The sequence below is a fragment of the Candidatus Aminicenantes bacterium genome, assembly GCA_026393795.1.
In the GTDB taxonomy this organism is placed as follows: Bacteria; Acidobacteriota; Aminicenantia; order UBA2199; family UBA2199; genus UBA2199.
In genome coordinates, this window is the sequence record JAPKZL010000082.1 from 1 (window position 1) to 25,609 (window position 25,609).

A 25,609-nucleotide genomic window follows, 5' to 3' on the forward strand; every position below is an offset into this window, starting at 1 on the left:
CCAAGGCGCCGGGGCTGGACTGGGACGCCTTCTTTTCCGCGGGCGGCCTCGTGGGGCAGTCCGATTTCGTAGTGTGGCAGCCCAGCGCCCTGACGGGCATTTCGGCCCTCACGGCTACCGAACCGCTCCGGGTATGGAAGGATTACCTGGCATTCCGCGCCATCGAGCACAGGGCCAGAGTCCTGCCGAAGGAATTCGATGCGGAAAACTTCGTTTTCTACGGCACGGTCCTGTCCGGCGTCCCCCGTCCAAGGGACCGCTGGAAGCGCGCCGTCGACGCCACCAACGGCGCCTTGGGGGATGCCGTCGGCAAGCTCTACGTCAAGAAGTTCTTCCCCGCGTCGGAGAAGGCGCGCGCCAAGGCAATGGTCAGCAACCTCATCGCCGCCTTCCGGGCGCGCATCGACAAATTGGCATGGATGACGCCCGAAACGAAGGCCAAGGCGAAGGCCAAGCTCGACGTCCTGATCGTTGGCGTGGGCTATCCCGACGCCTGGGTCGACTATCTGGAGATCCTCCCCAACGACGCGTACGGCAACCTGGAGCGCGTGGAACAGTTCGACCTGCAGCGGAGCCTGCGCCTGCTCGGCCAGGTTGTCGACCGTTCCGAGTGGGTCATGACCCCGCAGACGGTGAACGCCGTCAACCTGCCGGCGATGAACGCCTTGAACTTCCCCGCCGCCATCCTGCAGCCGCCGTTCTTCGACCCCAAGCGGCCCGAGGCGATGGACTACGGGGCCATCGGCTCGGTGATCGGCCACGAGATCAGCCACAGCTTCGACGACCAGGGGGCCCTGTTCGACGCCGAGGGAAAACTCAACAATTGGTGGACCGAGGCCGACACGGCGCACTTCCAGGCGGCGGCCGCCATGCTCGTCAGCCAATACGACGCCTATCGCCCCCTCCCCGACTTGGCGGTCAAGGGCAGGCAAACCCTCGGCGAGAACATCGCCGACGTCGCCGGGCTGGCCGCGGCCTATGACGCCTACCGCCTGTCCCTGCGCGGGAAGAGAGCGCCGCTGGCCCAGGGGTTCAGCGGCGACGAGCAGTTCTTTCTGAGTTTCGCCCAGTCGTGGCGCGGCAAGGCTCGCGAAGCCTCGCTCCGCCGCCAGCTGATCACCGACAGCCATTCCCCCGCCGAATACCGAGCCGACACCGTCCGTAACCTCGACGCCTGGTACCAAGCGTTCGTCGTGAAGCCGGGCCGCGCCCTCTACCTGGCCCCGGCGGATCGCGTCCTGGTGTGGTGAGCGAAGTTTCAAATTGATCATAGGACGAGCGGGGCGGGATAGGACGAATAGTGTCCACGCAGGAGCGTTGTCAATTCGTCCTACCCTCCCCGCTCGTTGTTCCTAGTTTAAAAATGGTTTCATGAACTTAATAGGAAGGTGAAACCATTTTATGCGAAAATTATAGTGGGAGTACCCCGGGGTCCCGTGGGATCGAATCCCACCAAGAAAAAGGATAATCCCCTGCGGGGATAGTTTCACTAAATAATTTCCCCGACTTACTGGACTTGGGGAAATTATAGTGAAACTACGGAGGGGGTGGGATTCGAATACCAACGCTATGTTTTCAGCAAGCTCAGGTAGCCGCTGAAAACATCCAGCGTTGGTATACTCCCACTAAATGATTTCCCCGACTTACCAAACTTGGGGAAATCATAGTGGGAGTACACTGGGGCCCCGTGGGATCGAATCCCACCAGGGTTATAGAATGTAATCGGAGGAGGTGGGATTCGAATACCAACGCTATGTTTTCAGCAAGCTCAGGTAGCCGCTGAAAACATCCAGCGTTGGTATTCGGATCCCTGCCCCGCGGGTGTTTTCAAACGAATTAGTTTTGGAAAACGTAAAATTCTTGTGTTAACAAAAGATTTAGTAAACGGAGGGGCAGGGATTCGAACCCTGGGTGGGGGTTACCCCCCACAACGATTTTCGAGACCGTCCCGTTCAACCGCTCCGGCACCCCTCCGCGCCTGGAAAAACCCGGTCAGCATGGCCGATGCCGGCTGGGCGAGCAGCCCGGCCTCGACCTCGATCCGGTGGTTATATATGTCCTTGACATTTTCAAAGACGCCGCTGGTAAAGATGCCGTTCTTGGCATCGCCGGCGCCGTAGAACAGCCGGGCGATGCGCGCCTGCACCATGGCGCTGTAGCACATCACGCAGGGCTCGAGCGTGACGTACAGCTCGCTGCCATTCAGGCGGTATTCGGCGGCTTTTTTCCCGGCCCGGCGCATGGCCACGATCTCGGCATGGGCGCTGGGATCGTTCTTCCCGATCGGTTCGTTGTGGCCGCGGCCGATGATTTGCCCTTCCCGGACCAGCACGGCGCCTACCGGCACTTCGCCCCGCGCTTCGGCCCGGACGGCCTGGAGCAGCGCTTTTTTCATGAAGTAAACCTTGTCTTTTTTCATGGCGTTTGAAAGAGAAAAAAAAACGCACCTGGAGGGAGTCGAACCCCCAACCTTTTGATCCGTAGTCAAAAGCTCTATCCATTGAGCTACAGGTGCGTCCGGGACATAGTTTACCATAAAATAGGGCGATCAGCAAACTGCATTTAGCATAAAATTCAAAGTGAAGAACGGAGGACTAAAATTCCAAATAACAAATCCCAAATTTCATAGTCACACTAGATAGGTTTCGTTGCCCTTCGGACACCACGAAACCTAAAGTGTGACTAAAATTCCAAGTTCCAAATTCCAATGCCCTAAACAAAGGCGATTTGCATTCCTTTGTAGGGAACGCAGATCTGCGTTCCCTACCCTAGGCAGAGCCTTTGTTTTGCTCATTCGTCTATTGGAACTTGGTGCTTATTTGGTGCTTGGTGCATGTGATTTGGAATTTTCAGTTTTTCCTTACCCCGCACGCCGTCCGCCCTACGCCGAGTCTTGTCAAACGCCTCTATCTCATTTACAATACTCACCCGACCCATGGCCGCGATCAAAAGCTTTGCCAACGAGTTCCTCCACCGCCACCAGGACAAGCTCTGGTGGTTCCACAGCTCGTACTCTTTGCAGCTGGGCATCGGCGTGATGTGGCTGGGCAGCCGTCACTTCACCTAACTGCGCGTGGCCGAGTTCCACATCGCCTTCATCTGGGTGAGCAGCCTGGCGTTGCCGCTGTTGTCCCGGCTGCAGCGCCTCCCGGAAAACTGGCGCCGCCGTCTGCGCCTGCTGATCAACTATTTCCAGCGCAATTTCTACCAGCAGTTGCTTTTTTTTATCCTGCCCATCTACTATTTCAGCGCCAGCTGGGGAACGGGCAACATGGTGTTCGTGCTGCTTGTGGCCGCATCGGCTTTGCTGGCCACCATGGACATCATCTATGACCGCTATCTATCCCGCCGCTGGCTGGTGCTGGCGATGTTTTTCGCCTTCAACCTGTTCGCCTGCATCAACGTCATGCTGCCCATCGTCTGGAATTTCAAGAATTCCTTTGCCCTGCGCTTGAGCGCCCTGCTGGCCCTGGCCGGGTTCGCTTCCTTTTGCCTCACCCTCAGGGAGGTAAGCGGGCGGGACCGGCTGCTGCTGGTCCTGGCCGCCGCCCTGCTGTTGGCCGGGGTCAGCGAGGTCGGCCGGCCGCTGATCCCGCCGGCGCCGCTGCGCCTGACCGCCAGCCGCTTCTACCTGGATTTCGACCCGGAAAGCACCCAAGCGCAGCCCCCGCTTACGCACCTGCCGGCCGGCGGCCCCTACAAAATTTACGCCCTGACCGCCATCAGCGCCCCGCTCGGGCTCAAGGACCGGGTCGGCCACCGCTGGTACCTCAACGGCAGGCTGGTGCACGCCTCTCCTTTTTTCACGGTCCAAGGGGGGCGCAAGACCGGCTTCCGCTTCTGGACGTTCCGCACCCTGAAGAACATCCTGCCCGATTCGACCCTGCTCATCGAGCTGCGCACCGAGGCCGGCCAGCTGATCGGCCGCGCCCGGCTGCATTGACGGGCTGCGTCGTTCCGCCACGCAGGCGCCGCAGAAGTTGACCGCGAAGCGGATATTTGCTAACATGAATCGCCCATGAAAAAGAAAATATTAGCCGTTTTTTATCTGCTGTTCGCGGTTACCGCGACCGCTGCAGCCCAGTTCAACGAGCCGTCGGCGTTCAAGCCGTCGATTGCCCCCCGGGTCGATGCCGCGCAAGGGAGCGTCGACTTTGCCTTCCAGGTTCCGGCCGGCTACCATATCACCGATCTGAAAAACAATTTTTTCAGCATCGAGCTCGAAAAAAACGCCGGCGCGGTTATCGAGCGGGTGGTTTTCCCGGATGGAACCCCGTACGGAGAAGAAAAGGTTTTCTCGGGCAGCTTCATCGTCCGCGCCTACCTGAAGACCCCGGCGCCGCTCGGCGCGCCCCTGCCCTTGTCCTTCGATGTCTCGTATCAGATCTGCCAGGAATTCCCGCAGGAACTCTGCTACCCTCCCGACCAGAGCCTGGTGCCGGTCACCCTCCCTGCCGGCTTCCGTTCCTCCCCGGGACCGGACGCGGCCGCGGCGACGGCTGACGCCGGAGGGGCCCACCAGGGCGGCCCGCTGGCGTCGCGGTTGGAAAGGCTGATCCGCGGACAGCTCAGCCATGCCTCCTTCCTGCTCTTCATTTTTGTCTTCGTCGCCGGTTTTCTGGCCAGCCTGACCCCCTGCGTCTACCCGGTCATTCCCATCATCATGGGCTACGTGGGCGGCCGCAGCAACGGCCGCAAGTTGAAGGGCTTCAGCCTCTCCCTGTTCTTCGTCCTCGGCCTGGCCCTGGTCTATTCGCTGCTGGGGGTCATCGCCGCCAAGGCCGGCTCGCTGATCGGCATTTCATTCCAGAACCCGGTCGTGGTCTCGCTCATCGCCGCCATTTTCATAGTCATGGGCCTGAGCCTGGCCGGGCTGTTCTCCATCCCGGTGCCGGCCTGGGTGTCAGCCAAGCTCTCCCGCGGCCACAAGAGCGACATCGTGGGCAGCATGATCGTCGGCGGGGTCTCGGCCATCATCGCCGCCCCCTGCGTCGGCCCGGTGCTCATCGCCCTGCTTTCCTGGATCAGCCAGTCGGGAAACATCCTCCTCGGTTTCTGGCTTACCTTCGTTTTCTCACTCGGCATGAGCGTCATTTTCCTGGTGGCGGGAACGTTTTCCGGCGCCATCTCGGCCCTGCCTCGCGGCGGCCATTGGATGAGCACGGTGAAATATTTTTTCGCCGCCCTGCTGATCGCCGGCGGCATTTACTTCCTGGGCAATATCCTCAGCCCCTGGCTGACGCTGGTTATCTGGGGCGTCTTCCTCATCACCCTGGCCGTCGGCCTCGGCCTGTTCCGCCCGCAGCATGAAGCCACCATGGTCCACACCCTGGCCAAATCGACGGCGCTGGTGGTTCTTTTGTGCGGCGCCATCGTGTTTTACCACGGGCTGGCCGGCCGTTTCTTTCCGTCCGCGACAACGGTTCCCGTTGTCGCAGAAAAATCGCTGCCCTGGCTGGCTGATCTGGCCCAGGCCAGGGAAAAAGCCCGCCTGGAGAACAAGCGGCTGATGGTCGATGCCTGGGCCGAGTGGTGCGCCGCTTGCCGCGAACTGGATGAAGAGACCTTCAGCCGGGCCGATGTAGCCGAGAGCTTGAGAAACTACGTCCTGGTCAAGATCGACCTGACCAGCAAAAACACCGCCAACGAGGAATTGCGCAAATCACTGGCGATTATCGGCATGCCGACGATCATCTTTTTCGACCCGGCCGGGAAGGAGCTGGGCCGCTTTTCCGGATTTCTCAATGGCAGCGATTTCATCGACATGCTCGGCGGCCTGAACTAAAAAACGATCCCCTCCTAAAAACGCAGGCCCAGGTTTACGGCCAGACGCAAGCCCCCCAGCAAACGCCGCCCCCCCAGGCTGACGGCGGTTTCCGCCAGCGTGACGCGGGCTTCGGAATAGGAAAAGGCCACGCCGATGAAGACCTGCTTCCTGAAATAATAGCGCAAACCCGTTCCCAGCTGGAACCCGGGGCCGGAAGCGCTGAAACTTTCGCCCAGGGCTTGTTCCCTGAATCCAGCCCAGGTCAGGGCGGCAAAATAATCGGACTGCAGGCGGCCGCGGCGGATTTCCCAGCCGACCCCGAGAGCCAGGAAGTGCTGGTTAACCTCGGCTTCGTCAAGCAAAACCGGGATGGTGTAGGTGGCTGAAAAAAAGCTGTAGCCCAGCCAGAGATAAAAATTATCGTAAAACACATACCCGGCCTTCAGCTCCGGGCTGAATTGCAGCCGGCCGTAAAGATCCTTGAAGCGCTCGTCGCCGGAGAAAACGGCGCCGGCCCCGGCGCTGACGAACCATTTGTCGCCAGCCACCATGGGCAGTGAGAAAAAAACGAGCCAGATGCCGATAACGATCGATTTTCTCATGGGCGCACCTCAGATGCTCTCTGGAGTGGAACTGGCGATCACCTCGCCCTGGGCGTTCCTGGCCTGGATCAGGTAGGTATAGGCCACGCCGCGATCGAGGTATTTGTCGTAATAGGTGTACGAATTGTTCTGCAATTCGGAGGCCGCGACCTCCTTGATCATTTCGAAACCGCTGTCGCCGCTGCTGCGGTAAATGCCGTAGCTGGCGCCGCTGACCCCGGATCCGGGATCGTTTTCGACGCTGAAATAAACCTGGGCAAAATCTTTTTTCAGCACCCAGATGTTGACCTGCTGGCGAAAGACCGCCAGGATCAGCAGCAGGTTCCGTTCCAGGGAACGGGCCAGGTTCAAACGCCCCCCGGTCTTCACTTTTTTGTCCAGGGAAGCCAGACGGTCGGACGCGGAATAAATGCGGGCGATGCGCTTGAGCATGGCATCGGTCGGATAAAGGGCAGCCAGAAGGCCGACGGTACCGCAGACATAGGGCGCAGCCATGGATGTGCCCTCCATGATGTCGTAGTCGGAGGCGCCGATAACGAGCGTCACCGGGTGAATGCCGAGGGCCTTTTCCAGCAGACCGTCCTCCCTGGCCAGGGAGACGACCGGGATCCAGTTCCCGGCTTCGCCCAGGGTGCCGGAAAAATTACCGGCTTCATTGTTGAAGATCACCGCGGCCACGGCGCCGCCTTCCTGGGCGAGCCGCGTCTTTTCGGCGAAGGTCTTGTCGCCGCGCTCGATCAGGGCGATGTTTCCCATGACGGCGGCCGGGAAAGAACCGCTGTCCAGGCCGCGGCCGCAGTCGACCAGCTGAGCGGCCAGGCCGGCAACGGGGGGGGGCCCGAAAATTCCAAAGGCATCGCATCGTACGCGCTCGCTCCCGAGAGCAATGTCCCGGCGAACCCCTTGCCGCTGGGGAAAGTGGAGAGGATATTGGTGCCGGGGGCGGCGATATCGACCGAGTTCGCCCCGTAGTTCGAAAAATCGGCAAGCCGGTCTTCGCTATCGCTGGCGGCCACGGCGATGATGTTCGGCAAGTCGTAACCGGCCGGATAGAAGGTGGTCTGGTCGCTGTCCACACTGCCATTGCCGGCCGCGCAGACCACGATGATGCCCTGGCCGCCCGCCTCGGCGATGGCGTCCTTCTGCAGCGGACTGTCGCCGGTGCCGCCGAACGAGGCGTTGATGGCCACCAGATTGACCCCATAATCGCGCTTCATCAGGACGGCGTACTCGATGGCGGCGATGGCATCGGAATCGTAGAGGAAACCGTCGGGCCGGAAACACTTCAACGCCATGACCTTTGCGTTCCAGTTGACCCCGCAAACGCCGCGGCCGTTGTCACCGACCGCGGCCATGATTCCGGCGATGTGGGTGCCGTGGGTGTCGATGTCCATGGGATCGCTGTCCCGGCCGCCGTTCTTGTTAGCGGAGAAATCAAAGCCGAAAACATCATCGACAAATCCGTTGTTGTCATCATCGACGCCGTTGGCGGCGATCTCGCCGGGGTTGCGCCACATGTTGGCCGCCAGGTCCTCGTGGCGGTAATCGACCCCGGTGTCCAGGACGGCGAGCACCACCTCGGGCGAGCCGGTAGTTTTTTCCCAGGCCGCGGGGGCGGCGATCTTGGTCAGCCCCCAGAGCCGGGGGAACTTCGGATCATTGGGCAGGCGCTGCCGGCGGCGGCGGTAATTGGGCGACACCGCCTCCACGTCCGGACGCGAGCGCAAGGAGGCGAGCAGCTCCTGAGTTGTGGCCGTAGAAGATGTGATCAACATGTAGGCGCACTGCCGCCACTGCGACAGCAGTGAAAATTCCCTGACCTCGTCCGCCGCCAGGTCGCGGGCCAGCATTCCGGCCTCGCTCCGGGTCATCATTTTTTTGAACTTGACCAGGACTTCGCCTTCGCGGAAAACCGCGCCGTCGTCCGCCGGGTCCTGGGTGAGGCGCCGGGGCGGGCGCGGGGTTTCGTCGGTCGTTTTTTTGATCGCTGCCCCGGCGGGCAGCACGGCCAGCCAGACCATTAAAAGCAATGCCGTCAACGATTGCCGTTTCCAGCGTTTGTTCATGCGCCCCCCGTCGGTACCATCCGTCGCTTAAAAGGCAAGGGTAGCAATCTTCCCCGAAATTGTCAACCTTGAGCAAACGGCCTTTCCATCCCCTTCGGGGACATACTTTCACTATGATTTCAACCGGTCTTTAAATTGTTGAAATCATCTAGTGAAAGTATACCATCACTAGATGTTTTCAGCAGCCTTCCGAGTAAGCTGAAAACATAGTGATGGTAGACAAACTAGATCCGCCACGGTCGGCGGATAGTTTGTGCTGGGTTTACGATCCACCCTTTTAGCTGTATAATCGAAAACATGATCTTAACCATATTCGGCTATCCCAAAACCGGCAAGACCACGCTTTTCAACCTGCTCACCGAGAAAAAAGAGAAAATTTCCAAATACTCCACCGCCAGCAACGAATTTCACAAAGCCATCGTCGACGTCCCCGACGCGCGCTTGCAGAAGCTGGCCGCCTTTTTCGAGACCCCGCCCGTCTACGCCAAGATCGAGTTCCTCGACGCAGGCGCCATCTCCCTGGGCGAAGTGAAAAATTCGACCTTTATCGACCTGCTGCGCCGCGCCGACGGCCTGGTGCACCTGGTGCGCGCCTTCCAGGATCCGGAAATCCTCCATCCGCTGGAAACGATCGACCCGGCCCGCGACATGGCCGCCATGGAGGACGAGCTGAAGACCATCGACTTCCTGACCATCGAGAAGAGGCTGGAGCGGCTGGAAGTAGACGTGAAAAAAATCAAGGCCAAGGACCTGCAAGAGGAGCTGGAATTGCTCAAAAAGCTGCAGCCCTTCCTGGAAAGCGGCAAACCTTTGCGCGAATACCCGTTCAGCGAGAAGGAGGAACTGCTGGTGCGCGGCTTCAAGTTCCTCTCGGCCAAGCCGCTGCTGAACCTGATCAATGCCGATGAAAATACCCTGAAGGCCCACGCCGCCCTGGCCCGCCCGGCGGAAAACAAGAAGACCACCGCCCTGTTCGCGGCCAAGATCGAGCAGGAACTGCTGGAGCTGAGCGCCGAAGAAAGGCCGGTTTTCCAGCGCGAGTACGGTCTGCCTGATTACCGCTACATCCGCGACGAATTCATCAAGACCAGTTACGGATTGATGAACCTGATCTCGTTCTTTACCGTGGGCAAGGACGAAACCAAGGCCTGGACCATCGAAGCCGGCTCAGGCGCCTATATCGCCTCGGGCAAGATCCACAGCGACATCCAGAAGGGCTTCATCCGCGCCGAGGTCATCGGCTGGCGGGAATTCCTGGAATGCAACGGCTTCGCCAAGGCCAAGGAGAAGGGGTTGCTGCGTCTGGAGGGCAAGGAATACGTCGTCCGGGACGGCGAGATCGTCCATTTCAGGTTCAATACGTAAGAGAGCGATCGAACCATCATAGCGCGAGTTTGATTATGTTTATTTGAACAAGACTTAAATTCTAAATTCCAAGCACCAAAAACCAATGAGCAAATGACCCAAACGAAGAGTAGGGGTTTGATTAATCAAACCCCTTCACCCCAGAATTCTGCCTGCGGTAGGGAACGCAAATTTGCGTTCCCTACGGAAGAAATTTTCTAGAATTTTTTGTTTTGGTCATTGGAATTTGGAACTTGGAATTTTAGTCACACTATGGTTACAGCAATTTCAACGAGACGCTGGAACCATCTAGTGTGACTATGGAATTTGTAATTTGGAATTTTTATCAGGCATCAATCTACAAGTATTTGACGATCATCAGGGTGACGTCGTCGGAAAAATCCTTGCGCCGGCAAAAACTTCTCAAATCGTCGATCAAGGCCGCCTGCATGGCGACGGCCGGCAGGTCGCGCCGCCCGACAACCGCCGCGCTCAACCGGGCCAGGGAATACTCCTCGCCGTCCTCATTCTCGGCCTCGATCACCCCGTCGGTGTACATGATCAGCCGGTCGCCGGGCTGCATGGCGAAGCTAGAAACCGGGTAGTCGACCTCGGCGAACATGCCCACCACCGTGCTGCCCGACTCCAGCATCAGGAGCTCCTTGCCGCGCAACACCAGCGGCAGCGGGTGGCCGGCGTTGATGTAGCTGAGGATCCCGGTCCGGCAATCCAGCTTGGCGGTGAACGAGGTGACGTACAAGTTGGGCTCGGTGGTCTCGGCGATCAGGCGGTTCAGGTGGCTGATGGTCGAGGCGATGTCGCCGCCGCGGCGCAGCTGGAAGACGAAACTGCTGCGAAAGATGGCCATCAGCAGCGAGGCGGGAACGCCGTGCCCCGAGACGTCGTTGACGCTGAAAATGATTTCGCGCTCGTTGAGCGGGATGACGTCATAGTAATCGCCGCCGACCTTGGAGCTGGGAATGTTCAGGAAGGCGATGTCCAGCCCGGGGAACTTCTGCGGCTGCTGCAACAGGAACGACTGCTGGATGTCGCGGGCGACCTGCAGCTCCTTTTCCATTTTTTCCTTTTCCAGCATCTGGCCGATATAGCGGAATTTTTCCAGGGAAATGGCCATAAAGGCCGCCAAGCCGCGGAACAGGGAGGCCGCTTCGTCGGAGATCGGCTTTTCGCTCTGGATGTCGAGGTAGCCGAGCATAGCCCCTTCGGCGCGGAGGGGGAATCGGCTGCTGACTCTGCCGATGGTGGTCCCGAGGCATTCCACGTCCTCCTTTGCACGGCTGCTGTTGGCCAGCAGGTCGTATTCCCTTTTTTCGCTGCTGACGTGGACGCAGGCGGTCAGCGGCTGGATCTCGGCGCAAATGATCTCCTTGAGCGCCAGCAGCACCCCGCCGCTGTCGGTTGAGGCCGATATTTTTTTGCCCAGCTCGATCAGCCGCTCCTTGGCCAGCGTCTCGCGGGTGATGGCGCGGAACAAAACGGCGTTGTGCAGGGGGATAGCCAGGAAACCGGCCATCTGCTGGAGCACCTGCAAATCGTCCTTGCTGAATTTTCCCCTCTTTTTGTTCACCGCCTCCAGCACGCCGAGCACCCGATCCTCGAGCAGCACCGGCACGCCCAGGATGGATTGGGTCTGAAAGAGGATTTTGCGGTCGACCATGCCCGTGTGGCGCGGATCGTGCTGCGAATCATTGATAATCACCCCTTTCCGCTCGGCGGCGATCCACCCGGCCACGCCCTGGCCTTTTTTCAGGACGATCTGCTTCAGGGTCTTCTCTTGATCCCCGGTGGCCGTTTCAAAGGTCAGCTCCTCCTTTTCCGGGTCGTACAGGAAGATGGAAGCCTCTTCGCTGCCCATGTAGGCCTTGATGCTGGCGGTAATTTTTTCAAGAAGCGCGTTAAGGTTCACCTCGGAATACAAACCCAGGACTTCATCCTTGAAACGGCTGATGCGCTCTGCCATGATTCCTTCCTGTTCATAACTATATGCAAGGGGAAAAAGAAAGTCAACCACATGAAACATTGAAACTTTTTCCCGTTTGTGCTCATCTTTACCTATGAACTGATTGCCATCAATGGGAGGCTGGAAATGAAAAAATTGTCCAGAGTGATTTTGCTGCTGGGGCTGGGCACGGCGGTCATCCTGGCTGCGCCGGTCGATGCCGAAAACGTCGCCGACCTGTCCGGCCCTCCCTTAAGCCAAGCCGAGATGTTGGCGCGCGTCAGCGCGCTGATCGACGAGCAGGTGAAGGCCGACCTGTTTTCTGGCGTGGTGCTGCTGGCGCAGGAAGGCCAGGTATTGCTGCACGAAGCCCGCGGCCTGGCCAGCAGCGAATACAATGCCGCCAACCGCCCCGATACTCGCTTCAACCTGGGTTCGATAAACAAGATCTTCACCCGCGTGGCCATCGGCCAGCTGCTCGAAGGGAAAAAGCTGTCCCTGGACGACCCGATCAAAAAATTCCTTCCCGACTATCCCAACCCGGAGGCGGCGGAAAAAGTTACGGTGCGCCAGCTGCTGGACATGACCTCGGGCATCGGTGATTTTTTCGGCAAAAAATACGTTGAAACGCCCAAGGACCGCCTCCGTTCATTGAGCGATTACCTGCCCCTGTTTGCCAACGAGCCCCTGCTCTTCGAGCCGGGGAGCAACCGCCGCTATTCCAATGGCGGCTACGTCGTTCTGGGGCTGATCATCGAAAAAGCCTCGGGAAAAAGCTACGGCGACTACGTGCGCGACAACATTTACCAACCGGCGGGCATGGAAGCGACCAGCCACCTGGACGCCGACATCCCGGCAGCCAATGTGGCCAGCGGCTACACCCGCTTTTGGGATGAAGGAGACCACGCAGCCGAGCCCAGGCGCAATAACCTCTACACCCGGCCGGCGCGGGGCAGCTCGGCCGGCGGCGGCTACTCGACGGCCGCCGACATGCTTAGATTCGCGCTGGCCTTGAAAGCGGGAAAGCTGCTCGGGCCCTTGACCAGGGAGTGGTTCAACGGGCCGCAGGCGTACGCCGGCGGCGCGCCGGGGATCAACGCCGAGCTCGACATCGAGCCGGTCCCGGGCTGGACAGTCGTGGTCATGGGCAACTACGATCCGCCGGCTGCCAACAACCTGGCGCAAAAGATCGAGATCCTGCTGAAACGGATGCGCTGAACCGCAAAAAATTCCTAGCTTAGCGCATGCCGCCGAGGCGGGATTCCTCCCTGTTGAGCGCGGCCTGCTCCCGGTTGGCAACGGCGGCCCGCTCCCAGAGGCCCACCGATGTACTGATGGAAATTCCGAGCCATTCGCCCAGCGTGCGCAACACCCGCTCCCTTTCGTCCAGTCCGGCGATCCGTATCAAGTGGTTGGCGTTGGGTTGGATGACGCGCAGGGCGTTGGTTTGTCCGGTCAGCTCGACCGCCGCACTCGTGTAGGGATCGTTGGCGCCGTAGATGTAAATGATATTGTTGCCGCTGGCCTGCAGCCAGGAATTCACGCCGATCATGGCTCCGGCGTCGAAATTCATGGCGACGCCGGCCGGGGCGAAGACGCGGTAGGTCGGCGCCGGCACCGCGGCCAGCAGGTCGACGAGATGGTCGTAGACATAGGGGGTGTAGCCCAGCTCGCTGTAAGCCTGGTAGTAGAAAGACTCGTAGTAGGCGATGGTCGCCGGCGAGTAATAGCTGAAACCTGAAACCTGGTCGAGGTAATTGAACAGCACATCGGGCGCGGCATCGGCGGCCGGGATCTTCGACGTGTCGCCGTCGCCATACTGCCAGAAGGAAAAAAGGTATTCCAGCACCGCATATTCCAGCGTCGCCTCGTCACCCAGGGGCCAGGCAAAACCGTTGCGCGCGGCAAGGTCTTGCACCAGCACCAGGAGCTCGGCGCGCCTGGAGAGCAGCAGGCGCTGAAAAGCCTTGATCTTATCCCGGTCGGCCGGCGTGCCCGCTTGCTCGAGCAGGTAGGCGCGGAAGCGCGGATCCTCGACCCCGAACATCATCGGCGCCACATAGGCCACGGTGGCGGTCACGTCGGCGGGGAAAAAGCGGCGGTGATAGAAGGCCGTCATCCCCCCCTTGGATGCGCCCTCGTTGACCCATTTTCCCGGATACAACGGCTTGAACATCTGCACGATGCGATGATGGTCGCTGGCCGCCTGCCAGATGTTCAAAAACCGCCAATCGACCGGGGAAGGCTTGGCATTGGGGAAATAGCGGTGGGTGACCACGATCTGGTTGGCGTTGAGCAGGATGGTCAACTCATCTAGGGAATTCCTCGTCACGCCATAACCGCGCGTGCTGAGCACCATGGGCCGATCGTCACCCAGGTGGGAAAGGTAGATGCGCTGATGGAACTTGCTGCCGTTGGGATAGCGATGATCGACGGGCTGGCCGACATCGATCTGGAATGCCTGCAAATACCCCTGGGGAGGAGCTATTTCGGTAACGATGACATCGGGAAGTTTCTGCAGCTTCTGCAACAGGGTTTCGTTTTCGTTCTCGCTCCCGCCGCCGTGGCTGCAGGAAAGGAGCATGCAAAAAATCGCCAGCAAGCTGAACCATTTTTTTATCATCGTTCACTCCTCCAGACGATCAAAGCCATATTGCACCGGGACATATTTTTGCACACGCCAGCCCTGTCGCGGCCCGGATCGCAACAGTGGGACGTTCGGCACAAACCAATTTTCCATGAACCAATAATAAATCATATCCCAGTCAATTCCATAGGACTTTAGTAAGTTTTTTCGGAATACAGCCAATTTACCGACCATGCCCCTCCCGGGAGCAAGGTCACCGTCAGCAGCCGCTGCTGTGCCTTGTCAAACGGCCGCCATTCGGCTACAATCGTTCCATGGACTCCACCATGGCAACAACCGGGGCCGAGGCTACCATCCCGGCAAAAACTTTACGCCAGCGCTTGCGCGCCTCCAGCCTGGCCCTGCTCACGGCCAACCTGATGCCGCTGCTCGGCGTGCTGGCCCTGAACTGGGACGTGACCCCGATCATGGTTTTTTACTGGTCCGAGAACCTGGTGGTCGGGTTCTACAACGTGCTCAAGATGCGGCGGGCCCAGGGTTCGGTCGCTTCGTCGAGCACCACCCTGAACGACAGGCCGGTACAGCAATCGGACCGGCGGGCGATGATCGTTTTTTTCATCGTCCACTACGGCATGTTCACGCCTGGGCCCAGGCCAAGGGCTCCCCGGTTTACGCCTTGGTGGTGTTGGTCAGCTTGAAGACCATCATCGACCTGGGCCTTCATTTCCTGGAACACAGGAAATTCCAACATCAACAGGCAGCGCCGGGCTGAAATGAAGGTGGCTGCTTTCTTACCATCGCCAGGGATCAGCAAACCTAGGCAAGCTGTACTTATCATTTTGTGCGCAATTGCATTTTTTATTATTTGTGATAAAATTATGTTTGGAACCATGTGAACAGAATGAGAAGCGGCCAGGGAACCGACATATGAAAAAAAAGGCGCGCTATCAACCTCCGTTTTGTCGCGATTTGTCCGACGCCACGGCCTCCGGCCAAAGGCCAAGACCACAGGGTATTTGTTATTCAGGTTCCAGTCCCGGCCAGGTGGGCGCCTGCAATCCGACCGGCCTTTTGCCCGCCTATGGTTGCGGCACGGGCGCGAACCCATTTCAAATCTGTGCCGTAGGATCAGCCGACCGCTAAAAACAAGCGACGGCCATTGTTCCCTAAATTCAATGAAACTGAAAGACATTAGACAAACTTTTGTCATCGGTGGCCTGAATATCGTTATTCGTTCTCCGCAAAACCTGCCTTTTTTAAATGATGATCGCTTCGACCCTTTCCGCGGCGATACGACCGCGGCCGACATTTGCTGGGATTACCAGATTATCCTCCCCGCTGACCTGATTCTGCCGCCCCTGGATCCGGAGAGCGATACGCTGTTGGCCCAAGCCTGCCGCATCGGTCGCGAAAGTCCGTTGTTGGCCGCAACCCAGGTCAAGGCCAGCTTGGAACAAGCCCGAGAGCATGCTGATCAGCTGGTAGTCGAGATGCACCAGGAGGCAGTGACCATTCTCGATTTTTCAACCCACCGCGCCGACATGTTTTTCAATCCAGATTTCGGCAATCAACTCAGACAGCACTGCATCGGGCCGGCCATGCTGGCCCTTTTTATGCCCCATTTTTCGGCCATGTTGCTCCACGCCTCGGCCGTCGTGCGCAAAGGCAAGACAGCGGTTTTTTTGGCCCCGGATGAGGGGGGCAAGACCACCGCGGCCAGGAACTCTCCCGAAGGAACCATTCTTTGCGATGACCAGGTGCTGGTTCGCCAAACCCATGGTGGTTTTCAAGCCAGCGGTACACCCTGGGGGCTTTACTGCAACAGCAAACTCCAGGCACCGCTGAGCGGCCTTTTTTTACTGGAAAAATCCGGACATTTCGCCCTCAATCCTCTGCCACCAAAAGAATTGAGCCGCTATCTCTGGGAAGAACACAAAAATCAACTGGCCATTCTGCCCCCGCCCTTGCAAGCAAAGGCCCGCGAAATCACCGTCGCTATCAGCAACTCGGTGCCATCCTGGAAACTATCTTTTTCTAAAGACACAATCGACTGGGAAGCGATAGACAATGCAATGGCCCTGTGAAAGGCAAATAAGGTAAACTGACTTTCCACAAGCCTCGTTCTACTTGCGGGTAGCGCTCCAGGTTCCCCCCGCGTCGCCATTGCTCCAAAGTCCGCTCATGTTGAAGAGGTACCCGGTCAGGATATAGCTTTCCCAATTGCTGTAGGTCATGGTGAAGGCATTGCTTGTCCCGTCCCAGGTGCCGTCGAGGCCGCGGCTGTCGCTGAAGGTTCCGCCCAGCATGGTGGTCCCGGAAAAAGTGACGTCGGCGTCGATCAGCTTGTTGGAGCTCGAATCGTACAAGGTGATGGTCCATACGTCGCGGATGTCGACCAGGCGGGCTTCCAGGGCCACGTTGGTGTAGACGGTGAAGCTTCCCGAGGCGCTCATCTGCGCCCCCTCGTAGATGACCTCGACCGTGTACCTGTAGTCCGCTGGCGTGTAGGCGTACTCGACCGCGGTCAAATCCTTATATAAATGGACTCCGCTCTCCGGCGAGCCATTGACGCCGTCGCGGACGGTCACGGTCAGCTCGTAGTTGGGAATGCCGAAAAAACTGCAACTCAGCAGCGACACCATCAGCACGCAGGCAGGCAATGCGACGCGCAGGACTGCGAACACGGATCTTGTTTTCATTTTCATGAGCATGGCACCTCTTCGCTTGAATCGTAGCTTCTATTATATTACAAAACCGGGTCAATGCAAAATTATCGGGCCGAAATTCTTTTTGGCGCTGTTCCGGGGAAACTTTTACCGCATCGTGCGCGTCTTAATAATCGCGGCCCTGCAAGAAAAAACGGGCCAACATGTTGTATAATAGATTGCGGAACGCAAAATCCTTTCCGGAAAAGGCGAACATCATGGAAGCAAAGGTCAAGCGGCAGATCGTTTTGTTGTCCATCCTGCTGCATATCCTGATCTTGGCTTTCTGGGACAGTTTCATCCAGCTCGACATCACCCGGATTTTTCCCGCCCCGCCGCCGGCCGCGGCAGCGAGCTCGCCGCTGGTCTTTGATCTGGCGCAGCCAGCACAGAACAACCTGCCGCGCGAGGTGATCGCTACCCCGGCCGACGCCAAGATCACCCCCAACCCGCAAAAAGCCGATTTTTTATCCGATAAAAACGCCCTGGCCCGCAACCAGGTGCAGCCGCCAGCCGCCCTGCCTCTGGGCGATGCCCCCTACGCGACGGGTGATTTCCCCTCCCACGATTTGTTCCCGCAGCCGGCCATCCCGGAAAAGGAGTCCGCAGCAGCGGGCGCCCAGCTTGAGGAAAAAACGGCCGACGCCGACAAGAGCCAGGCCGAAGCCGATCAGGAACCGCTGAGCGGAGAAGCCGTTGATTCGACCCTGGCGCAGGCCAAACCGCAACCGGGCCGGGGCAAAACCCTGCCGCGGCCGTCCATGCCTGGGGTGGCGCACGATCATCCTGACACGCAGGTGGCCGACAGCGGCGGATTGTCGTTCAACACCTACAACTGGGATTTCGCCCCGTACATGCTGGAACTGAAGGAGCGGATCAGGCGAAACATTTTCCCGCCCATCGCCTTTTCCCAACTGGGACTGATCGACGGCAACACCATGCTGCGCTTCAAGATTTATCCCAGCGGCGAGCTGCGCGACCTGGAACTGCTCGCCTATGAGGGGCACCACTCGCTGATGGAAACCAGCACCACCGCGATAAAAGTTTCGGCCCCGTTCCGAAAACTGCCCGGCAATTTTCCAGAACCTTATTTGCAAGTAACGGCTAAATTTTCTTTTTTCATCAAAAACAAGCGAGGCTAAAAATGAAAAATGTCTGGGAATTTCTGGTTAAAGGCGGCATCTGCATGATTCCCCTGTTTTTGTGCTCGGTCGCCGGCCTGGCCATCGTCATCGAGAAGTTCATCTCGTTGCAGCGTCGCAAGATCATCGTCCCCGAAGTGGTCAGCGTGCTGGAGAACATCAAAGGGGCGAACGACTTTCCCCTGGCCGTTTCCATTTGCGAGAAACACCACGGGCCTTTCGCCAATATCATCCGCAGTACCCTGGAAAACCATAACTTGCCCAGGGAGGAAATCAAGGAGACCTTGCTCGACCAGGGCCGCCAGGAGGTCCACCAGCTGGAAAAAGGGCTTGGGGTGCTGGAGACCGTCGCCGGCATCGGCCCCCTGCTGGGACTGCTGGGCACGGTGCTCGGCATCCTGAAGGTTTTCAAAGTCATTTCGGTAATGGGGGTGGGGCAGGCCACGTCACTGGCCGCCGGCATTTCCGAAGCCCTGATCACCACCATCGCCGGCCTTTTCATCGGCATCCCGGCGCTGGTGGCCTACAATTACTTCTCCAGCCGGGCCGACGCATTGGTGCTGGAGATCGAGAAGTACTCCAACCGCCTGCTGAACAAGATATCCTCCTTCGCACCGGTTCAGGGGAAGTGAACCATGCAGCTGCGAGCCAAGCCGCGCCGCAAGGTGATCATCAACATCACCTCGCTGATCGACGTCACGTTCATGATGCTGCTGTTTTTTATGATCACGTCGACTTTTTTGGAGCAGCCGGGAATAAAACTTGAACTCCCGACCGCAAGGGCATCGGCCAACAACGAAGCGCAGGAGTGTGTGCTCACCGTCGACAAAAAAGGCGATTTGTTCCTGAACCGCCAGGCCGTGACCCTGGCCGGGCTTGAAGAAGAGATCAGGAAAGCCCTGCCGCAGATGAAGGATGCCGCCCTGGTGCTCAAAGCCGACCAGGAGATCACCCACGGCCTGGTCGTGCGCGTCATGGACATGGCCAAGCGCGGCGGCATAAAAAAGCTGATTATAGGCACCAAGCCGGAGAAATAGAAAACAATTCTCTGGACAAACCGCTGTAGGGGTTCAATACGAGATCAATCGAGATCATACTAACACTATGTTTTTGGCCATTCAGAAAGTCGCCAAAAACATCTAGTGTTCGTATAGTCACACTATATGGTTTCAGCAGATTACTAAGCTTGCTGAAACCATACTGTGACGATATTGAACCCCTACACCCAATAAAAATAATTTTTGAATATTGCCGATAAACGGTCATTTTAAAGCCTCCCGCCTGCATTTGACACCCGAAAAATGAAATGCTACAATGATCCGGGGTGGCTAGCGCGAAAAAGCAATGAACACATTGGAAGTACACCATATTCGCAAATCGTTTCGCCAAAGGGCAGTGGTCGACGGCGTGACCCTGGGGGTCAAGTCCGGAGAAATCATCGGTCTGCTCGGCCCCAACGGCGCCGGTAAAACCACCACCTTCCTGATGATCCTTGGCCTCCACCGCCCCGACAGCGGCGAAATCCGCCTCAATGGCCGGGAAATCACCCAGCTCCCGGTATACAGCCGCGCCCGCTTGGGCATCAGCTTCCTGCCCCAGGAGCCATCGGTTTTCCGCGGCCTCAGCGTCTGGGAAAATGTGAAAGCCATCGCCCAGATGGTCGGGCACAAGTCTTCCCGGCCCATCGAGGAGATCCTGAACGACCTGGGACTGACACCGATCCAGGACCATAAGGCGTACCAGCTTTCCGGCGGCGAGCGCCGCCGCCTGGAGATCGCCCGCTCCCTAATCCTGACTCCAGATTTTTTGCTTCTCGACGAGCCGTTTGCCGGCATCGATCCGATGCAGATCATCGAGCTGCAGGAACTGATCCAGACCTTCAAGGCCAGGGGCATGGGCATCATCATCACCGATCACAATGTCCGTGAGATCTTGAAAATCACCGACCGTTCCTATATCATTCACAGCGGCCAGGTCATCTTTGAGGGGCGATCCGAGGAATTGATCGCCGACAAGAGGGTCAAGAAGGAATACCTGGGAGAAGAATTCAGGTGGAATTGAATGCCGATTAAACTCCAGCTCAGAGGTTCCCAGCAACTGACCATCACCCCGGTGATGCATTATTTCATCCAGCTGCTGACCACCAACCACCTGGAATTGATCGAGACCCTGCAGAACGAAGTCGAAGCGAATCCCATGCTCGAAATCGAGACGGTGGAAAAGCCCGCCCAGGAAGCCGAACCCAACGAAATCCAGCAACGAATGGAAAGGGCCGATACGTCATTCATGACCCCTTATGAGGAACACGGCTTTCTAAGAAAAAATCCCGACGATGTCGACAAAAACAAAGCTTTGGAAACCATGACTCCCTCCTTCATCAGCCTGGCCGACTACCTGCTCGAGCAAGCCATGGCCAACTTCGGCCGGGAGGCCGAGATCGAAATCATCCGCCAGATCATCTACAACCTGGACCAAGACGGCTACCTGAAAATAGAGATCGAGTCCATCGCCTCGCTGCTTCAGACCACTCCGGACGAGATCGAACGCCTGCGCCGGCTCGTCACCCGCTTCGATCCCCCGGGCTGCGCCAGCAAATCGCTCCAGGAATGCCTGCTGGCCCAGGTCGGCGAAGCCCCGGAAAATGAAAAGCTGCGCCGGCTGATCCGCGACCACCTGCAAGACCTCTCCCGCTCCAATTACGAGGCCATCTGCCGCCAGATGGGGATCGCCATGGAAGAGCTCCTCCCCCTCACCGCGCGGCTGAAGCGGCTGAATCCCAGGCCGGCCGAAGCCTTCGACCATGAAGAGATCGAATACGCCCAGGTGGACCTGATGCTGATCAAGGAAAACGGCGAATACCGGGTCATCTATTTGGAAGAGGGCATCCCGCGGCTGTCGCTGTCGCAATATTACCGGGAGATGCTGGACAAGGCCAAGGATAAAAAAACCGTTTCCTATCTGAAAACCCGCTACCGCGACGCCCAGTTTTTCATCGAAAGCATCGAATTGCGCAAAAAAACCATCCTGCGCATCGCCGAATTCCTGGTAAAGGCCCAGAAGGATTTCCTGGATTTCGGCGACAAGTGGAAGAAGCCGCTGACCATGAAGGACGTTGCCCGCGAAATCAACCTCAACGAATCGACCATCTCGCGGGCCGTCAGCAACAAGTTCATGAACTCGGAGAAAGGGCTGATCGCCTTGAAGGATTTTTTCAGTTACGGGCTGAAGGGTGATTTCGGTTTTTCGCATTCGGTCAACACCATCAAGGACAAGATCAAGGAACTGATCCAGAACGAACTGCCGGACAAGCCCCTGGCCGATGATGAAATCGCCACCAAGCTCGCCGACCTGGGCATCCGCATCGCCCGGCGCACGGCGCGCAATTACCGGGAAGAGCTGAACATCCCCAGCTCGTTCGTCAGGAAAAAAGAAAACAAAATAAAAGGAGTAAAAAATGAGCATTAACTTTTCCACCAAGAACATCAAGATACCGGGCGCTTTGAAAGCCTTTATCGAAAAGCACCTGGTCGACATCGAAAAGATCGCCGGGGCGATCATCGACGCCGAGGTGATCATCAACGAAGAAAAACTCTCCTATAAAGTGGAAATATCCCTGAAAACGCGTTTGAATTCGTTTTACGCCGAGGACCGCAACAAAATCCTGAAGCAGGCGGTGCGCAACACGCTGGCCACCCTCAGGAACCAGGCCAAGAAAAACAAGGAAAAGCTCAAGGAAGAGAAAAAAAGGGCCGGCAGCAACGGATTCTTCAAGCGGACGCTGGGGTTCATGACCGGCGAAAAACGCGCAGCCCCCGAAGGGGACGAAAGCGCCGAAGCGCGCAAGCCCGGCAACATCGTCATTTCCGAGAACTATTCCTCCAAGCCGATCACGGTCGAGGAAGCGGTGTTTTTTCTCAAGGAGAGCGGTGAAAACGGCTACATGTTCGTCAATGCCGAAACCAACCGCCTGGCCGCCGTCTTTTTCGGCAAAAACGGCGGCATTTCCCTGATGGAACCGAAGCTGTAACCAGGCGGTCCGTTGATGCCCAAAGATATCAAGGGGATCGAGATCAGGCAAATCCTGGAATTGAACCCGCTCAAGATCCAAAAAATCCATAATGAAAAGTGGCTGAACAACTCGGTCAGCCACCCGCGGCCTCAGCGCCCCGGCTTGGGCTTGAGCGGCTATCTGAAGCACATCCAGACCGGCCGCATCCAGGTTTTCGGGAAAACGGAGATCGGCTACCTGCACAACCTGAAGGACGACGAGAAAAACCGCCTACTGAAGAACTACCTGGCGCTGAAACTGCCCGCCATCATCGTTTCCGAAAACATCGCCATCGAAGCGGACTGGATTGCCATGGCCGCCCATTTCCATACCCCGATCCTCATCTCGGAACTGCACACGGCGCCGCTGATTTCCCGCCTCAACGCCTTTCTCTACCAGTACTTTTCCAAGAAAATCAAGCTGAACGGGGTGCTGATGGACATTATGGGCCAGGGCGTACTGCTCACCGGCGCTTCGGGGATCGGCAAGAGCGAAACCGCCCTGGAGCTGGTCAACAAGGGCTACCAGCTGATCGCCGACGATGTCGCCGAGTTTTATCTCGACTCCAACGATGACCTGGTCGGCCGCTCCAACCCGATTATCAAGAACCTGATGGAGGTGCGCGGGTTGGGCATCATCAACATCAACGACATCTTTGGCGCCTCGGCCGTGCTCGATGAAAAAAAACTGAACCTGGTGATCAACCTGGAAAAATGGGATGCCAAAAAAAAATACGACCGCCTGGGCGAGGACAGTTTCTATTTCAAGATCCTGGGCCTGGATATCCCGCTGATCACGCTGCCGGTGGCGCCTGGACGGAACCTGTCGACCATCATCGAGGTGGCCATGCGCAATTTCCTGGTTAAAAAGAGCGGTCGCAAGAGCTACCTCGAATCAAAAAAGGAAAACCCATGAACAGCCGCAGCCGCACAAAAACCCCGGGGTCCGAGGTGACTACAAATGATTAAGAGCCTCATCATCACCCATGGCAACCTGGGCCATGAATTAATCCAGGTGGCCGAAAAGATATTGGAGCAAAAGCTGGCCATCGAGGCCATCGCTTTCGACTGGCAGGGCGACGGCAGCGACATGATCGCCCAGCTGGAAAAATTCATGGCCGCCAACAAAGGCCACAAGATCATTATTTTCACCGACATGTTCGGCGGTTCGCCTTCCAATATCGCGTCCCGCTTCATCAACAAGAACGTGGAAGTCATATCGGGGGTCAATCTCCCCGGCCTGCTCAAGTTTTTCTGCCACGAGGAAAAAGGGAGGAATTTCAAGGAAATCATCAAGACCGTCGCCCAGGGAGCCGTGGAGGGCGTCAATATCATCAGCGAATACATAGGAGAAAAAAATGATTGAAAAAACGCAGGTAATCATCAATAAGCTGGGCCTGCACGCCAGGGCCGCCGCCAAATTATCCCATCTGGCCAACATGTTCAACGCCAATATTTACCTGATTTACAACGAGGATAAAGTCAACGCCAAGAGCCTGCTCGGAATATTGACTCTGGCCGCATCGGTCGGCAACGAGATCATCCTGCAAGCCAGCGGCGACGATGAACAGCAAGCCATCACTGCAATCAGCGAGCTTTTCAACCGCAAATTCGACGAAGAAAGCTGAATGATCCGCATCAAGGGTAAAGCGGTCTCGCCCGGAATCGTCATGGGCAAGGCCATGCTCTATGATTCCGCCCGGGAGGTGATCCGGCCCGAAAAAATCGCTGAAAAGTCGGTCGAAAGGGAAATCTGGCGCCTGGAAAACGCGGTAAAGAAAACCCAGGCCCAGTTGAAGAAAATCAACCGCGACTTGCAAAAGGTCATGGGCCGGGACTCGGCCCTGATCATCGAGACGCAGTACATGCTCATCCAGGACAACCATCTTTTGGACGAAATCAAGGTCGCCATCAAGGGCAATCTGGTCAAAGCCGAGTGGGCGATCAAGGAAACCGAAAAAAAATACCTGCGCATCTTCAACACCATTCCCGATCTCTCATTCAAGACCAAGAGCAACGACATTTCCGACGTGTTGAGCCGGCTGATCGAAAACCTGAAAAGAAGCGGCCGCTCGTCGCCGGCCGCCCATCCCGGCCAGGTCATCTTGGTCGCCGACGACATCACCCCTTCCGAGGCCGCCAAGCTGATGGGCAGCAACAAATTGCTGGGCCTGGTCCTGAACAAGGGCGGCGAGACATCGCACACGGTCATCCTGGCCCGTACCATGGGCATTCCCGCCATCATGGACACCGCCAATGCCACCGAATCCATCGCAGACGGCGATGAACTGGCGCTGGACAGCATCAACGGCGAAGTGATCGTGCAGCCCACCCAGGCCGTGGTCGCCGAGATCACCATCAAGAGCGAAAAATACCAGATCTACCGCGAACAGCTTAAAACGCTCAGCCAGTTGCCGGAACTGACCCGCGACCATCATCAGTTCCATCTCTACGCCAATATCGAGCTCCCTTTCGAAAGCGAAATTGTCCAGGCGTACGGGGCCAAGGGCATCGGCTTGTTCCACACCGAATTCATGTACCTGGACGACAAAATGAACCTGGCGGAGGAAGCGCAGTACCTGATATACAAGAGCATCGCCCAGAACATATTCCCCCATCCGTTGGTCGTCCGCACCTACGACCTGGGCCGCGACAAATCGGACGCAGCCGCGCCCGGCCGCGAAGAGAACCCCTCGCTGGGACTGATGGCCGTGCGCATGTTCCTAAAGAAAAAGGAAGCGTTCAAAATCCAGATCAAGGCCATCCAGCGGGCCAACAGCAGCGGCAACATCAGGATCCTGTTCCCGATGATCACCGAGATCGAGGAAATTCACGCCATCCGGGCCATCATGGCCGAAACCAAGGAGGAGTTGCTGCACGAGGGCCATTATCCGAAGAAGGACGTCGCGGTCGGCATCATGCTGGAGATCCCGGCCGCGGTGCGGCTGATCCGCTACCTGAAGGACGATGTCGATTTCTTTTCGATCGGGACCAACGACCTGATCCAGTACCTGCTGGCCGTGGACCGCAACAACAGCGAGGTGGCTTACCTGTTCAGCCCCTTCCACCCGGCCTTCGTCCACATCCTCAAGGAGATCCGCCAGGAAGCGGCCCGCATCGGCAAGGAAGTCACCATCTGCGGCGAAATGGCCGGCAAGTGCTTCCAGGCGCTGATGCTTCTGGGCATGGGCTTCACCCATTTTTCCATGAACGCCATGGCCATCGCCGAGATCAAGAGGGTGTTCACCCAGATCCATTACAGCCGTTTGCGAAAAATCGTCGCCGAGTTGGACCGCTTCAGCTCGCGTACGGAAATCGAGGAATACCTCACCGAATCGCTGCTGAAGCTGTACCCCGACCTGCTGATCCGCCAACGCTTGTTCTAGAAA

The 25,609-nt window shown here is 57.7% G+C and carries 26 protein-coding genes and 2 tRNA genes; 19 read left to right on the plus strand and 9 right to left on the minus strand.

Annotated features, from left to right (window positions below):
• Positions 1-1,250, plus strand: a 1,250-nt coding sequence (locus NTW95_03925; GenBank protein ID MCX6556570.1) for a M13 family metallopeptidase, incomplete at its 5' end; no start/stop codon positions are given.
• Between the two features lie 635 nt (positions 1,251-1,885).
• Here the strand turns inward: NTW95_03925 and NTW95_03930 are convergent.
• A tRNA-Ser gene (locus NTW95_03930) sits at positions 1,886-1,974 on the minus strand.
• 70 nt (positions 1,975-2,044) lie between these two features.
• Here NTW95_03930 and NTW95_03935 point away from each other — a divergent pair.
• A complete protein-coding gene (locus NTW95_03935; GenBank protein ID MCX6556571.1) occupies positions 2,045-2,428 on the plus strand; it encodes a hypothetical protein in 384 nt (127 codons plus the stop codon).
• 14 nt (positions 2,429-2,442) lie between these two features.
• Here the strand turns inward: NTW95_03935 and NTW95_03940 are convergent.
• Positions 2,443-2,515: transfer RNA gene (locus tag NTW95_03940), tRNA-Arg, on the minus strand.
• Positions 2,516-2,935: 420 nt separating this feature from the next.
• Here NTW95_03940 and NTW95_03945 point away from each other — a divergent pair.
• From NTW95_03945 to NTW95_03955, 3 genes are all read left to right on the plus strand, one after another.
• Positions 2,936-3,067, plus strand: coding sequence for a hypothetical protein (locus NTW95_03945; protein MCX6556572.1), 132 nt, complete (start codon positions 2,936-2,938; stop codon positions 3,065-3,067).
• Positions 3,068-3,073: 6 nt separating this feature from the next.
• On the plus strand, positions 3,074-3,943 hold the full coding sequence (locus NTW95_03950; GenBank protein MCX6556573.1) for a DUF5924 family protein: 870 nt from the start codon (positions 3,074-3,076) through the stop codon (positions 3,941-3,943).
• 75 nt (positions 3,944-4,018) lie between these two features.
• Positions 4,019-5,785: a thioredoxin family protein gene (locus tag NTW95_03955; GenBank protein MCX6556574.1), complete on the plus strand. Its 1,767-nt coding sequence runs from the start codon at positions 4,019-4,021 to the stop codon at positions 5,783-5,785.
• A 14-nt stretch (positions 5,786-5,799) separates the two neighbouring features.
• On the opposite strand, the gene NTW95_03960 is transcribed toward NTW95_03955, so the two are convergent.
• Genes NTW95_03960 through NTW95_03970 form a run of 3 tightly spaced genes read right to left on the minus strand, consistent with a single transcriptional unit; the run spans position 5,800 to position 8,435 of the window.
• Positions 5,800-6,369 (minus strand): hypothetical protein, encoded by a 570-nt coding sequence (locus NTW95_03960; GenBank protein MCX6556575.1) that lies wholly within the window; start codon positions 6,367-6,369, stop codon positions 5,800-5,802.
• A 9-nt stretch (positions 6,370-6,378) separates the two neighbouring features.
• A complete protein-coding gene (locus NTW95_03965) occupies positions 6,379-7,125 on the minus strand; it encodes a S8 family serine peptidase (GenBank protein ID MCX6556576.1) in 747 nt (248 codons plus the stop codon).
• Positions 7,107-8,435, minus strand: a complete 1,329-nt coding sequence (locus NTW95_03970; GenBank protein ID MCX6556577.1) for a S8 family peptidase — start codon at positions 8,433-8,435, stop codon at positions 7,107-7,109. Before NTW95_03970 ends, NTW95_03965 begins: the two co-directional genes overlap by 19 nt.
• 297 nt (positions 8,436-8,732) lie before the next feature.
• Here NTW95_03970 and NTW95_03975 point away from each other — a divergent pair, with 297 nt between their 5' ends.
• The gene (locus NTW95_03975; protein MCX6556578.1) at positions 8,733-9,800 is read left to right on the plus strand and encodes a DUF933 domain-containing protein; all 1,068 of its coding nucleotides are present in this window, start codon (positions 8,733-8,735) and stop codon (positions 9,798-9,800) included.
• A 337-nt stretch (positions 9,801-10,137) separates the two neighbouring features.
• Here NTW95_03975 and NTW95_03980 read toward each other — a convergent pair whose 3' ends face one another.
• Complete coding sequence (locus tag NTW95_03980) at positions 10,138-11,760, minus strand: SpoIIE family protein phosphatase (GenBank protein ID MCX6556579.1); 1,623 nt, start codon at positions 11,758-11,760, stop codon at positions 10,138-10,140.
• A gap of 126 nt (positions 11,761-11,886) precedes the next feature.
• Here NTW95_03980 and NTW95_03985 point away from each other — a divergent pair, with 126 nt between their 5' ends.
• Positions 11,887-12,957, plus strand: coding sequence for a serine hydrolase (locus NTW95_03985; protein MCX6556580.1), 1,071 nt, complete (start codon positions 11,887-11,889; stop codon positions 12,955-12,957).
• A gap of 19 nt (positions 12,958-12,976) precedes the next feature.
• Here the strand turns inward: NTW95_03985 and NTW95_03990 are convergent, their stop codons facing one another.
• Together NTW95_03990 and NTW95_03995 are read right to left on the minus strand one after the other, a co-directional pair.
• Positions 12,977-14,362 (minus strand): S28 family serine protease, encoded by a 1,386-nt coding sequence (locus NTW95_03990; GenBank protein MCX6556581.1) that lies wholly within the window; start codon positions 14,360-14,362, stop codon positions 12,977-12,979.
• A gap of 3 nt (positions 14,363-14,365) precedes the next feature.
• Positions 14,366-14,560: a hypothetical protein gene (locus tag NTW95_03995; protein MCX6556582.1), complete on the minus strand. Its 195-nt coding sequence runs from the start codon at positions 14,558-14,560 to the stop codon at positions 14,366-14,368.
• Positions 14,561-14,640: 80 nt separating this feature from the next.
• On the opposite strand from NTW95_03995, the gene NTW95_04000 reads away from it, so the two are divergent.
• Both NTW95_04000 and NTW95_04005 read left to right on the plus strand, forming a co-directional pair.
• Positions 14,641-15,024: a DUF6498-containing protein gene (locus NTW95_04000; GenBank protein MCX6556583.1), complete on the plus strand. Its 384-nt coding sequence runs from the start codon at positions 14,641-14,643 to the stop codon at positions 15,022-15,024.
• Between the two features lie 477 nt (positions 15,025-15,501).
• On the plus strand, positions 15,502-16,410 hold the full coding sequence (locus NTW95_04005; protein MCX6556584.1) for a hypothetical protein: 909 nt from the start codon (positions 15,502-15,504) through the stop codon (positions 16,408-16,410).
• A gap of 39 nt (positions 16,411-16,449) precedes the next feature.
• Here the strand turns inward: NTW95_04005 and NTW95_04010 are convergent, their stop codons facing one another.
• A complete protein-coding gene (locus NTW95_04010; protein ID MCX6556585.1) occupies positions 16,450-17,037 on the minus strand; it encodes a hypothetical protein in 588 nt (195 codons plus the stop codon).
• 212 nt (positions 17,038-17,249) lie between these two features.
• Between NTW95_04010 and NTW95_04015 the strand changes: the two genes are divergently transcribed.
• The 10 genes from NTW95_04015 to ptsP all read left to right on the plus strand — a co-directional run bounded on the left by NTW95_04015 (position 17,250) and on the right by ptsP (position 25,606).
• Positions 17,250-18,173, plus strand: a complete 924-nt coding sequence (locus NTW95_04015; GenBank protein MCX6556586.1) for a hypothetical protein — start codon at positions 17,250-17,252, stop codon at positions 18,171-18,173.
• Positions 18,174-18,175: 2 nt separating this feature from the next.
• A complete protein-coding gene (locus NTW95_04020; GenBank protein ID MCX6556587.1) occupies positions 18,176-18,805 on the plus strand; it encodes a MotA/TolQ/ExbB proton channel family protein in 630 nt (209 codons plus the stop codon).
• A 3-nt stretch (positions 18,806-18,808) separates the two neighbouring features.
• Positions 18,809-19,210 carry a biopolymer transporter ExbD gene (locus NTW95_04025; GenBank protein MCX6556588.1) on the plus strand — a complete coding sequence of 134 codons (402 nt, stop codon included), beginning with the start codon at positions 18,809-18,811 and terminating at the stop codon, positions 19,208-19,210.
• Between the two features lie 307 nt (positions 19,211-19,517).
• Positions 19,518-20,234, plus strand: a complete 717-nt coding sequence (gene lptB / locus NTW95_04030) for an LPS export ABC transporter ATP-binding protein (protein ID MCX6556589.1) — start codon at positions 19,518-19,520, stop codon at positions 20,232-20,234.
• Complete coding sequence (gene rpoN / locus NTW95_04035; GenBank protein ID MCX6556590.1) at positions 20,235-21,638, plus strand: RNA polymerase factor sigma-54; 1,404 nt, start codon at positions 20,235-20,237, stop codon at positions 21,636-21,638.
• A complete protein-coding gene (locus NTW95_04040; protein ID MCX6556591.1) occupies positions 21,628-22,200 on the plus strand; it encodes an HPF/RaiA family ribosome-associated protein in 573 nt (190 codons plus the stop codon). Before rpoN ends, NTW95_04040 begins: the two co-directional genes overlap by 11 nt.
• Positions 22,201-22,215: 15 nt before the next feature.
• Positions 22,216-23,136, plus strand: a complete 921-nt coding sequence (gene hprK, locus NTW95_04045) for an HPr(Ser) kinase/phosphatase (protein ID MCX6556592.1) — start codon at positions 22,216-22,218, stop codon at positions 23,134-23,136.
• Between the two features lie 45 nt (positions 23,137-23,181).
• The gene (locus NTW95_04050; GenBank protein ID MCX6556593.1) at positions 23,182-23,586 is read left to right on the plus strand and encodes a hypothetical protein; all 405 of its coding nucleotides are present in this window, start codon (positions 23,182-23,184) and stop codon (positions 23,584-23,586) included.
• Positions 23,579-23,848, plus strand: a complete 270-nt coding sequence (locus NTW95_04055; GenBank protein ID MCX6556594.1) for an HPr family phosphocarrier protein — start codon at positions 23,579-23,581, stop codon at positions 23,846-23,848. Before NTW95_04050 ends, NTW95_04055 begins: the two co-directional genes overlap by 8 nt.
• The gene (gene ptsP, locus NTW95_04060) at positions 23,849-25,606 is read left to right on the plus strand and encodes a phosphoenolpyruvate--protein phosphotransferase (protein ID MCX6556595.1); all 1,758 of its coding nucleotides are present in this window, start codon (positions 23,849-23,851) and stop codon (positions 25,604-25,606) included. It abuts the gene before it with no gap.
• The last annotated feature ends 3 nt before the right edge of the window (positions 25,607-25,609 follow it).